Consider the following 12,158-nt stretch of genomic DNA (forward strand, 5'->3'; position numbering starts at 1 on the left):
GCCAGTTCGTCGCGTTCACGCTGAGCGACGACCTCGAGGCCGAGCGCACGCTCATGGTGGACTACGTGACCGACAGCGGCGCGGCCGAAGAGATCAGCGCGCGGCCCAAGATCGGCGGCGTACGCACCGGCGCGGACCTGTTCGTCCAAGACCTCGAGGCCGACACCACGGTCCAGATCGACCTCGGCGTCCTGCCCGACGTCTATCAGCGTCCTTCGACCTCGAGGCCGGACTCGTCGCGCTTGCTGCTGCCGACCCTGCGCTGGGCGCCGAGCGGACGTGTCGCCGTCTTGGACGTGCGGACGGTCGACAACGAAGACCGGTGGATCGCCCGACTCGACCTCATTACAGGCGCCCTCGAGGTCGTGGACCATCAGCGCGACGCGGCGTGGATCGCAGGACCGGGGATCTCGTGGGCCGGCGGCGTCAGCCGGGGCGGGTTCTTGCCCGACGGCCGCTACGTGTTCCAGTCCGAGCGGACGGGCTGGAGTCATCTCTACGCGGCCAACCTCGACAACGGAACGGTCGAGGCGCTGACCGAGGGCGCGTTCGAGGTCACCGACGCCACGCTCTCCGCCGATGGCTCGTTCTGGATCCTGCAAACGTCCGAGGGCGATCTGGGCCAGCGGCACCTGTGGCGGATGCCGAACACGCCCGGCGGCTGGGACCGTCGCCAGAAGCTGACCGAGGGCGTCGGACGCTGGGACGGCGCGTTGTCGCCCGACGGCCGGCGCCTGGCGATGCTCTACTCCGCTGCCAACCGCCCGCCCGAGGTCTACGTCGCCGACCTGGACGACCTCGAGGCCGAGCAGGTCACGTCCTCGACGACGGAGGCGTGGAACGCGTACCCGTGGCGCGACGCCGAGATCATCGAGGTCCCCGCCAGCGACGGCGTGATGGTACCCGCCCGGATCTACCGCCCCGACGAGCCGAACGGCGCCGCCGTCCTGTTCGTCCATGGCGCCGGCTACCTCCAAAACGCGCACCGCTGGTGGAGCAGCTACTTCCGCGAGTACCAGTTCCACAACCTGCTCGCCGACGCCGGCTACACCGTCCTCGACGTCGACTACCGCGCCTCGGCCGGCTACGGGCGCGACTGGCGGACGGCCATCGCCGGCCACATGGGCGGCCGCGACCTGCAGGACTACGTCGACGCGAGCCGCTACCTCGAGGACGAGTTCGACATCGACCCGGAGCGCGTTTCGATCTACGGCGGCTCCTACGGCGGCTTCATCACGCTGATGGCGCTGTTCACCGAGCCCGAGCACTTCGGCTCCGGCGCCGCCTTGCGCAGCGTGACCGACTGGGCGCACTACAACGACGGCTACACGCGCAACATTCTGGGCACGCCCGTCGAGGATCCTGAAGCGTTCGAGCGCTCGTCGCCCATCGAGTTCGCCGCCGGCTTGCAAGATCCCTTGTTGATGACGCACGGGCTCGTCGACGACAACGTCCAGCCCCAAGACATCTTCCGGCTGTCGCAGAAGCTGATCGAGCTCGGCAAGCGCGACTGGGAGCTGGCCCTGGCGCCCGTCGAGCCCCACGGCTACCGCGAGCCGACGTCGTGGGCCGACAAGCTCCACCGGATCCTGGACCTGATCGAGCACACCGTCGGCCCCGACCGCGACGACGACACGGAGGGCTGACCTCGAGGGCGGCTGACCTGCGCAGAGGCGTTCTCTCGTAGGAGAAGGGAGACGCCTCTGACGCCGTGCCCGCTCCTCTCGATTCGTCTCTCTCGCTCTGGGCGCGTCTCCGGGTTCGTGTCGCGAACGTGCTCGGCCGGGCTACCGAGACGCCGCTTGCCGAGACCGCGCCCAACGAGAGCCGTCAGGCCAACGCGCCTGACCCCGAGGCCGTCTTCAGCGAGCGACAGGCCGCGGATCCGTACCGACCGTGGACGTTCCGCGACGATTGGAAAAGCGGTCGGCTGGTCGGCGTGAGCGAGGCGCATCCGGCTCCCGTCGTCGTCCTCGAGGTCATCGCCCAAATGGGAACGCGTCTGGCGGGCCGCGTCGAGACCGCCCTCAAGACCGTCCCGGCGTCGGGCCTCGACACCGCCCTCGAGTGCGTCGCGCGCAGGGTCACGGACGGAGGACGCGTCGAGGACGTGGTGCTGTGGTCGGCGCCGGTCGCGGACACGGCCGAGGTGTCGGGCGGCCGCGTCGTGGTCCCCTTCTCCGTTCCTATCCCGCTCGACGCCGTCGGCGCGTCCGGCCTCAGCCCGTACCCCACGACGGTCTTGTCGCCCGCGGAGACCGGCACGGCGGCTCACCGCGTGCTGTGGCGGCTCGTCCTCGAGGCCGAGCCGGGCTACCGCGCCGCCATCGAGGTCCCGGTGTTCGCCGCAGCGGCGGACCTCGAGGCCGCCGTGTAGCGACAGAGCGTGCTAGGACCCGTGGTCTCGAGTTGGCGAGAGTGGCGTACGGAAAGCGTCCGCCTGCCCCGCCATGCCGAGTGCCCTCATTCCCCGTCTGGTCCTCGCCTTCGCGGCCTCCGCCGCCCTCGTCATGGCGTTCGTCGTCGGCGTCGCCCTGGAGATCCCCTTCGGCGGCGCGATCCTGGTCGGCATGGCCGCCCTCGCCGGAGTCGGGTCGTGGTGGGTGGGCCGTCGAGGGGCTCAGAACGATGTCCTGACCACAGAGTTTGACGCTCAGCGCCACGCTGAGCCCGACGCCCCATGGACGTGGCGCGACGACTGGAGTGCTGGTCGCTACGCCAGTCGATCTGACCGGACGGGAGCCGTGCTGGCATGGACGGCCATCGCCCTGTCCGTCGCTTACGTCGCGGTGGCGGTCTCTGCCATCGTCGCCTTCGATGGCGAGCTCGACGTTCAGTGGCTCACTCCGCTCATCGGCATGGCGCTCCTCTACAAGCCCGTCAAGAAGCACCTCCTCACCCGCCGCGCCGGGCCGACGACGGTCGTCCTCGAGGACGTCCCGGCTCGGTTGGGAGAGTGTCTCGTCGGGGTCGCACGGATCGGCCTCGATGTCGTTCCCCCGGACGGTGTCCGAGTGCGGCTCGCGTGCATCGAGCGCTCCGTGACGAGAAGCCGTAACGGCGAGATCGGAAAAGCACAGAGCAAGAGCGTCAGCGAGAAGGTCCGATGGGAGACGACCCAGTCGGCCCAAGCTAGGACGGAGCGGGCCGAGGCTCCCGCGACCGGGGCGCAGCAAGTCGTCGTCCCGTTCGCCTTCGACCTCCCGTCCGTGGATGCGCCCGGTGCCGAGCCGACCTCGATGATGCCCGCCTGGAAAGAAGAGAACGCGCCGTCCCGTGTCCTGTGGCGCATCGAGGTCGTCGCGGATGTCGGGGGTGCCCCGTTCGAGTCTAGCGTCGAACTCGCAGTCTTCGAACCTGCTCTCGGTCTCGAGGTCGAGCCCGCGTCCTCGAGGCCGGTCGTCGCAGGCGTGTCGGGCGCGTAGGTTCAGCACGCACCCTCGCGCCTGCCGTGACCGCTCGCCTCGCCCCGCTGGCTTCGCCGACCCTCGTCGGGTTCGTCGCCGTCCTCCTGCTCACGTCGGCGTGCCGCGCTCAGCGCTCGCCGACATCGGACCCGGTCCGCGCCGAGAACGGGATGGTCGTCTCGGCCGAAGTCAACGCGTCCCAGGCCGGCGTCGAGGTCATGCAAGGCGGCGGCAACGCCGTCGACGCGGCGGTCGCGACGGGCTTCGCGCTCGCCGTCACGTTCCCCGTCGCGGGCAACATCGGCGGTGGCGGGTTCATGGTGATCCGCTTCCCCGACGGCCGCGCCACGACCATCGACTACCGCGAGATAGCGCCCGCCGCGGCCTCGAGGACGATGTACGTCGACGACTCGACCGGCGAGATCCGCCCCGACCTAAGCCGCCGTGGCTGGCTCGCAAGCGGCGTCCCCGGCGCCGTCGCGGGCTTGCTCGACGCCCACGCCACGTACGGCCGCGCCGACCTCGAGGACGTCATGGCGCCCGCCATCCGCCTGGCCGAGGGCTACCCGCTGAGCGCCGCCGAGGCCGACCGGTTGAACGCCTACCGGGAGCGGTTCATGAGCTACCCCGGCACCGCCCGCCACTTTACCCAAGAGGGCGGCTACCACGCCGGCGAGACGTTCCGCCAGCCCGAGCTCGCCGCCGTCTTGCGCCGCGTCCGCGACGAGGGACGAGACGGATTCTACCGCGGCACGACCGCCGATCTCTTGGTCGCCGAGATGGAGCGCGGCGGCGGCCTCATCACCCACGCCGACCTCGAGGGCTACGTCGCCGTCGAGCGCGAGCCCGTCGAGGGCGACTACCGCGGCCACCGCATCATCTCGATGCCGCCGCCGTCGTCTGGCGGCGTGGCCCTCATCCAGATGCTGGACTCCGTCGAGCCGTTCGACGTCGCGGCGCTCGGGTTCAACTCGTCGGCGACGGTGCACCTGATGGGCGAGGCCATGCGCCGCGCCTTCGCCGACCGCGCCGAGTTCTTGGGCGACCCGGACTTCTCCGAGATCCCCACCGCGGGCTTGATCGACGAGACGTACTCGAGGACGCGCATGGCCGACTTCGACCCCGTCAAAGCTGACTCGAGCACCGCCTTGGGTGCCGGCCAGCCCCGCCGCGAGTCGGACCAGACGACGCACTACTCGGTCGTCGACGCCGACGGGATGGCCGTCTCGGTCACGACCACGCTCAACGGCGGCTTCGGCTCGCTCGTCGTGGTCGAGGGCGCCGGGTTCTTCCTCAACAACGAGATGGACGACTTCACGTCGGCGCCGGGCGAGCCCAACATGTTCGGTCTCGTGCAGGGCGAGGCCAACGCCATCGAGCCCGGTAAGCGGATGCTGTCCTCGATGACGCCGACCATCGTCGAGGACCCTGGGGGCCGGCTGATGCTGGTCGTCGGAAGCCCGGGCGGTCCGCGCATCATCACGGCCACGTACCAGACCATCCTGAACGTGATCGACCACGGCATGGACATCCAGGAGGCCGTCGCGGCGCCCCGCGTCCACCACCAGTGGCTCCCCGACGCCATGTACTGGGAAAACCAAGGCCTCGCCCTCGACGCGGTCGTGGCGCTGCAAGAGCGCGGCTGGCACATGTCCGAGTCGGGTGGCTACTGGTCCCGCGTCGACGCGATCGAGGTCGTCTACGACGACGCGTCCTCGAGGACGGACCCGTCGGGGTTGGACGACGTCACGTCCTCGAGGTCGGGCCGCGTGTTGGAAGGGGGAGCAGACCCTCGGGGTCAGGACGCGGCGGTCGGGTACTGAGGAGATCATTCAGAGTCGCAGCCACCCTTTTCATCGAGGACAAGAAGGGGCCGCGGGGATTGGACTTAGGAGACCACGTCGCCTACGACGCCCTCCTCAATGCCCGCGCACCTCTGAGAGCTCACGGAGCCCAGAGACGGGACGTTGCCCCATGTTACCGTAGCGTTACGGTAGTATGAGCACGAGGTGACGAGCCGGTTAAGCATCGGTTGCTACACTCGTTTTGCATCAGCGGTTGACGAACGGTGAGATACGTTCAGGCCGATCCTTTGCGGCGCCTCCGCGCCTGGTCCCCAGACACCCCACTCCTTCTTTATGCGTACTGCCACGCTCCGCTGTCTCGCCCTCGCCCTCATGGGCGTGGTCGTCTCCAGCGCCTCCGTTCATGCTCAGGGCGTCACGACGTCTGCCATGAACGGCACCGTCCTCGACGCCGCCGGTAACGGCCTGCCCGGTGCTACGGTTCTTGCTGTCCACGAGCCCTCCGGGACGCGCTACGGCGTCTCGACGCGAGCCGACGGCCAGTTCAACCTCCGCAACATGCGCGTCGGAGGTCCCTACACGGTGACCGCGTCGTTCGTGGGATACGATACCCAGGCACGGACTGACTTGAACCTCCAGCTCAGCCAGGACCTCGAGGTCAACTTTGCTCTGACCGAGTCCAACGTGACGCTCGGCGAAGCCGTCATCACCGCTGAGACCAACTCGATCATCTCATCGACCAACATCGGCACCGGCACCAACGTCTCCACCGAGGAGATCGAGCGCCTGCCGACGATCAACCGCTCGCTCGTCGACTTTACGCGCCTGACGCCCCAGTTCTCACAGCGCGGGAGCGGCAGCGAGGCCGGCACGTCGGTCGGCGGTACGTCGAGCCGCTACAACAACATCCAGGTGGACGGCGCCGCGCTTAACGACGCCTTCGGTCTCGAGAACTCGGGCACGCCAGGCGGCTCGTCCGGCACGCAGCCGATCTCGCTCGACGCCGTCTCTGAGTTCCGCGTCGCCATCGCCCCGTACGACGTCACCCAGGGCGGCTTCACGGGCGGCAGCGTCAACGTGGTCACGCGCTCGGGCACGAACACCTTTGAGGGCTCGGTTTACGGACTCGGTCGCAACCAGAGCTTCGTCGGCGACGACGCCGACGGCAACGAGTTCGGCGACTTCGAGGAGTTCACGGCCGGCGCTCGTCTGGGCGGGCCGATCATCGAGAACAAGCTGTTTTTCTTCGCCAACGTCGAGGGCGTCCGTCGCCAGGACCCGATCTTCGCCTCGTTCGCGGACGACGCGACCACGACGAACCAGTTCGGCGGCACGCGCGGTGAGGTCCAGGAGATCGTCGACATCCTGAACAACCAGTTCGGCCGCGGCATCGGTGAGCTCGGCACGTTCGACGGCGAGACCCAGTCCAACAAGGTGTTCACCCGCCTGGACTACAACCTGAACGACTCGAACACGCTCACGGCGCGGTTCAACTACGTCCAGGGACGTCTCGATGACGGCATCTTCCGGTCCTCGACCAGCTACAACCTGGACGACCGGCTCTACACGCGCCAGAACACGAACACCTCGACCGTCCTCGAGGCCCGCTCGCTGTTCGGTCAGAGCGCGGCCAACCTGTTCCGCGCGTCGTTCCAGACGAACCGGCAGCCGTCCGTCCTCGAGTTCGCCCCGTTCCCGTCGATCCAGATCAACGGCCTCGGTGACGACGGACGCTCGCGCGTCCAGGCGGGCCCCGACCAGTTCCGCGGCGCCAACAACATCGACACCGACGTCCTCGAGTTGACGAACAACTTCAACTACTTCGTCGGCGACCACGTGATCACGGTGGGCACGCAGAACACGTTCTCGTCCTTCTCGAACCTGTTCATCCGGAATTTCTACGGGTACTACGAGTTCGACGACATCGACGCGTTCCGCAACGGGCTCGCCTCCGAGTTCGACCGGAACTACTCCGCGATTCCGGGTGAGGACCGGCCCTTGGCCGACTTCGCCTTCGCCAACTTCAGCCTGTACGCGCAGGACGAGTGGACCGTCAGCCCCGAGCTCAAGCTCACCGGTGGTCTGCGTGTCGACATGGCGAACTACTTCGACTCGCCGACGCAGGCCCCCGGGTTCGAGTCCCTCTTCGGGTTCGACAACTCCGAGGTGCCGAACGGCAACCTGGTCTTCTCGCCGCGCTTCGGGTTCAACTACGACCTCGGTGCGCAGAAGCAGACGCAGTTGCGCGGCGGCGCCGGCATCTTCAGCGGTCGCAACCCGGCGGTCTGGATCTCGAACTCGTTCTCGAACGACGGCACGCTCCTAAACAGCGTGTTCGCCCGCAACCTCGACGGTGGCCCGATCCCGTTCCGGTCCGACTTCGCCAACCAGTACCGGGCCGAGGACTTCGGTCTGAGCCAGGGCTCGGCCGAGATCAACTTGACCGACCCCGACTTCGTCTCGCCGACGCTCTTCCGGACCAACCTCGCGGTTGACCAGCAGCTCCCGGCCGGCTTCGTCGCTACGATCGAGGGGCTCTACTCCGACGTCATCGACGGCGTCCAGTGGCAGAGCCTCAACCGGACCCCGTTCGTCCTCGACCCGACCACGGTCGACGGCCGCAACGGTCAGCGCCGGGACCGCGTCTCGAACGACTTCCAGGACGTGGTCGTGCTGACCAACACGAGCGAGGGTTACTCGTACAACGTGACCGGTCAGCTTCGGAAACAGGCGGGCACGGGGCTCTTCCCGGACCTGTCGGCCAGCTTGGCGTACACGTACAGCCAGGCGAAGGACATCAACTCGGCTACGAGCAGCCAGGCGCGCTCGAACGTCCGCGACCTCGAGGCCGGGCTGGACGTCAACAACCCGCTGCTCTCAACGTCGGACTTCGAGTTGGCGCACCGCGTCTTAGGGCAGGTCTCGTACCGGCTTCAATACGGTGGCCGCTTCGGCACGACGTTCTCCCTCCTGTACGAGGGCCAGTCGGGCGAGCCGTTCTCGTGGATCTACTTCCGCGGCGACGACGTGAATGGCGACGGCTTCGACCGTGCCGACTTGATCTACGTCCCCAACGACCGTTCCGAGGTTGAGATGTCGGACGAAGATTGGTCAGCGTTCGACGCCTTCATCGAGGCCAACGACGATCTCCGCGAGTCGCGTGGGTCCATCGTCGACCGGAACTCGGCTCGTTCGCCTTGGAACGACTTCCTCGATGCCCGGATCACGCAGCAGATCACGACGCTGCAGGGCCAGAAGGTGGAGCTGACGCTGGACATCCAGAACGTTCTGTCGCTCCTCGGCTCGTCGCTCGGCGAGGTTCGCGGTGTGGGCTTCCAGCGCTTCAACCTCGTCAACTTCGACGGCTACACTGACGACGGCCGTCAGATCCTGGAGTTCGACACGCCGGATGATGACCGCATCTTCGACGTCAGCAACTTCGCGTCACGCTGGCGGATGCAGTTCGGCCTGCGCTACACGTTCTAGCCGGCTCCGTCCCTGTCCTGATCAGCGGCCCCACTCTCTCTGAGGGCGGGGCCGCTTTTCTTGCTTCGACCTCGAGGTCGAAGCCATCCTTTGAACCGGCGGTGGCTTCACGTTCACTTTCGCGACTCGCCGACGACCGATCTTGGCACGGCCGTAACACCACGTCTGTTTGGGAAGTATCTCTACGACCTCGAGGCCGACCACCGATATGACACTGCGCCGCCTTCTCTCGTCTCTCCTACTGGTCCTGTTCGGGCTCGTGGTGATCCAGCAGCTCCACGGCTGTGCGGCGCCGGCTCCCGTCCTCGAGGCCGAGGCGCCCGAGCGCACGTTGGTTCTGGTCTCGCTCGACGGCTTCCGCCACGACTACCTCGACCGCGACGTGGACGCGCCGACGCTGCGCTGGGTCGCGGAGGGCGTCCGCGCCGACCGGCTCGTCCCGGTCTTCCCGACCAAGACGTTCCCCAACCACTACTCACTCGTCACCGGACTGCATCCGGAGCGCCACGGGATCGTGGGCAACTCGATGCGGGACCCGGAACGCCTCGAGGGCGGCGAGCCCGCCCGCTTCTCGCTCGGCAACCGCGACGCCGTCACAGACGGGCGCTGGTGGAGCGGTGAGCCGATCTGGGTGACGGCCGAGCGCCAAGGCGTCTCGACCGCGACCATCTTCTGGCCCGGCTCCGAGTCCGAGATCGGCGGCCTCCGCCCGACGACGTGGTTGGTCTACGACGGCGAGATGCCCTACCTCGACCGCGTCGACACCGCCCTCGAGGCCGTCGACGGCGGAGCGGGGTTCGTCACGCTCTACTTCGAGGCCGTCGACGACGCCGGGCACCGGTACGGACCCGACGCGCCCCAGGTGGCAGAGGCCATCGCCCGCGTCGACGACTCCCTCGAAGCCCTGGTTGACGGGCTCCGTGATCGGGGCCGCCTCCGAGACGTCGACATCGTCGTGGTGAGCGACCACGGGATGACGCCCGTCTCGCGAGACGACGTCGTGTTCTTCGACGACGCTCTCGATCCTGAGGACTACGACGTCGATTGGGGGGAGGTGCCGGGCGTATGGCCCCGCGCCGATCAAGACGCCGATGCCATCGTGGCCGCCCTCGACGCGTTGCCACACGTCCGCGCCTTCCGAAAAGAGGACGTACCGGCGCGCCTCCGCTACCGCGACAACGTCCGCATTCCGCCCGTCGTGGTCCTGCTCGACGAGGGCTGGACGCTGACCTCGCGTGACTACTTCGAACGGCGCACGGACCGTCCGTCCGGCGGCACGCACGGATTCGACAACCAGTACCGCTCGATGTCGGGCATCTTCCTGGCCCGCGGCCCCCGCTTCCGGTCCGGCCTCGAGGTCGACTCGCTCCAGACGGTCGACGTGTACGGCATCATGACAGCTGCCCTCGGCCTCGAGGCGGCTCCCAACGACGGCGACGCAACGGCGCCAACCCGCGTGTTGCGGTAGCTACCGGTCCGTCGGCGGCCGCGTAGGGATCGGCTCGACCTCGAGGTCCCGATACCGAGACGCGACGTGGTCGGCGGCCTCCAGGACGCGTATCGTGTTGCCGCCCAGGATTTTGCGAATGGCGGTCTCGGAGTAGCCGCGCTGCAACAGACCGTACGTGATCCACGGAAGCCGCGTCACGTCCTCGAGGCCGGCGGGTAAGCTTGGGACGCCGTCGAAGTCGGAGCCGAGCCCCACGTGGTCGACGCCGGCGACACGGACGGCGTGGTCGACGTGGTCCAGGACGTCCTCGAGGTCGACCTGGCCCTCGCCGATGTACGTGTCGTAGAAGTTGATCATAACGGCACCGCCGTTCTCAGCGACGGCCTCGAGGACGTCGTCGGGAGCGTTGCGGACGTGGCCGTAGAGCGCCCGGCACGACGAGTGGCTCAGGATCACGGGCGCGCGCGTGGCCTCGAGGGCGTCGAAGGCCGCGGCGTCGGAGACGTGGGAGAGGTCCACTAGGACGCCCAGGCGGTTCATTTCGCGGACGAGCTCTCGGCCCAGGTCGTTGAGCCCGCCCCAGCGTGCGACGTCGGTCGAGGCGTCGGCGAAGGCGTTGGTGTTGGTGTGGGTGAGCGTGACGTAGCGGATGCCGTTGCCGGCGAGCACCCGAAGCACGTCGACCGAGCCTTGCAGCGCGTGTCCGCCCTCGAGGCCGAGCAAGATGGCGGCTCGCCCCCGTGCCCGCGCGGCGCGAACGTCGGCGGCGGAGGTCGCGATCTCGGCGTCGTCGGTCTCGGAGACCTGGCGCTTCGTTTCTTCGATGAGCTCGAGCGCGCGGTCGGTCGCCTCTTGTCCCTCGCCATAGCTCCGGGCGACGTAGGCAGCGAAGAACGCACCGTCGAGTCCGCCATCGGCCATCCGTGGTAGGTCGAGGTGGTCGCGCCGGTGGCGCTCGGTGATCCGGTAGCCCCGGTTCACCATCAGGCTCGGCGTGTCGACGTGTCCATCGAGGACGAGCGCGTCGTAATGGATGCGCAGGGCCTCGGCCCACAGCGAGTCGCTCGCGACCAAGCGCTCTACGTCGCGGCTCGGCATCGCAATCGCGCCACCGTCGGACGTGAGGTCGAGCGTGTCCGACGGAGCGAGATCGGCGGCTGCACTGGCGCTCCGGCCCTCGAGGTCGGCCGCCGGCACGGCGGGGTCGAGGTCGGAGCAGGCCAGGACCGCCCCGACCAGGAAGGCGGCCGCGAGGACGGCGAAAAGGGTCGACACAGGTCCGGGGGGAGACGGCGCTAGTGTACGGACGGGACGCTCAAGCAGCGTGAGGTCGAGGTCGTGCCGCGTGAGTCGGAGGACGGCGACCGGTCTCCTACGATCTCTGGCATCGATTGGCCGTCCGTCCGGACCAGGCGGCGGCGGTGCGGCTCCCAATCCGCGGCGGTCCCTCAGCCTGGACGTCAAGCGTCTTGGCAGTCCGGACGCCGTCGCCCTCGAGGTCGGTTAGTGCAGCCTCGAGGCGACAGCCTCTCGCGTGACGTCGTCGAGCGACGCGAGACCGGCGAGCCCCATCGTCAGGTCGAGCTCGGCGATCACGTTCTCGACGACGGTCCGGACGCCGGCTTGGCCCGCGACCGCGAGCCCGTAGACGTAGGGCCGGCCCAGGAGCACGGCGTCCGCTCCGAGCGCGCGGGCGATCAAGACGTCGGCGCCCCCACGGACGCCGCTGTCGAACAGAACGGGGACGCGGCCCTCAACGGCCTCGACCACGCCAGGGAGCGCGTCGAGCGAAGCGACGGCGGCGTCGACCTGCCGGCCGCCGTGGTTCGAGACCACGAGCCCGTCGACGCCGGCCTCGAGGGCGCGCCGCGCGTCGTCGGAGTGGAGGACGCCCTTGAGCAGGATCGGGAGGTCCGTCATGTCGCGGAGGGTTTGGAGGTCGGACCAGGTGAGCGACGGTCTCGAGTACGTGGCCACGAAGCGCTGGACGGCCTTTCGGGACCGCTCCGT

General features: G+C 68.5%; 8 protein-coding genes. 6 read left to right on the forward strand and 2 right to left on the reverse strand.

All coding sequences use genetic code 11. The features are described from left to right. The 6 genes from WBA11_RS18615 to WBA11_RS18640 all read left to right on the forward strand — a co-directional run. Nucleotides 1-1,646, forward strand: a 1,646-nt coding sequence (locus WBA11_RS18615) for a prolyl oligopeptidase family serine peptidase (RefSeq protein ID WP_424522129.1), incomplete at its 5' end; no start/stop codon positions are given. 65 nt (nucleotides 1,647-1,711) lie between these two features. Further along, nucleotides 1,712-2,377, forward strand: coding sequence for a hypothetical protein (locus tag WBA11_RS18620; RefSeq protein ID WP_424522130.1), 666 nt, complete (start codon nucleotides 1,712-1,714; stop codon nucleotides 2,375-2,377). A 73-nt stretch (nucleotides 2,378-2,450) separates the two neighbouring features. After that, nucleotides 2,451-3,425 carry a hypothetical protein gene (locus tag WBA11_RS18625; protein WP_424522131.1) on the forward strand — a complete coding sequence of 325 codons (975 nt, stop codon included), beginning with the start codon at nucleotides 2,451-2,453 and terminating at the stop codon, nucleotides 3,423-3,425. A gap of 26 nt (nucleotides 3,426-3,451) precedes the next feature. Continuing rightward, nucleotides 3,452-5,230: a gamma-glutamyltransferase gene (gene ggt, locus WBA11_RS18630; protein ID WP_424522132.1), complete on the forward strand. Its 1,779-nt coding sequence runs from the start codon at nucleotides 3,452-3,454 to the stop codon at nucleotides 5,228-5,230. 315 nt (nucleotides 5,231-5,545) lie between these two features. Beyond that, complete coding sequence (locus WBA11_RS18635; protein ID WP_424522133.1) at nucleotides 5,546-8,698, forward strand: TonB-dependent receptor; 3,153 nt, start codon at nucleotides 5,546-5,548, stop codon at nucleotides 8,696-8,698. A gap of 208 nt (nucleotides 8,699-8,906) precedes the next feature. After that, nucleotides 8,907-10,166: an ectonucleotide pyrophosphatase/phosphodiesterase gene (locus WBA11_RS18640; protein ID WP_424522134.1), complete on the forward strand. Its 1,260-nt coding sequence runs from the start codon at nucleotides 8,907-8,909 to the stop codon at nucleotides 10,164-10,166. On the opposite strand, the gene WBA11_RS18645 is transcribed toward WBA11_RS18640, so the two are convergent. Next, complete coding sequence (locus tag WBA11_RS18645) at nucleotides 10,167-11,423, reverse strand: dipeptidase (RefSeq protein ID WP_424522135.1); 1,257 nt, start codon at nucleotides 11,421-11,423, stop codon at nucleotides 10,167-10,169. Between the two features lie 228 nt (nucleotides 11,424-11,651). Beyond that, the coding region (locus WBA11_RS18650) for an alpha-hydroxy-acid oxidizing protein (protein ID WP_424522136.1) at nucleotides 11,652-12,158 on the reverse strand (507 nt) is incomplete at its 5' end.

This window comes from Rubrivirga sp. (assembly GCF_049648075.1).
GTDB lineage: Bacteria > Bacteroidota > Rhodothermia > Rhodothermales > Rubricoccaceae > Rubrivirga.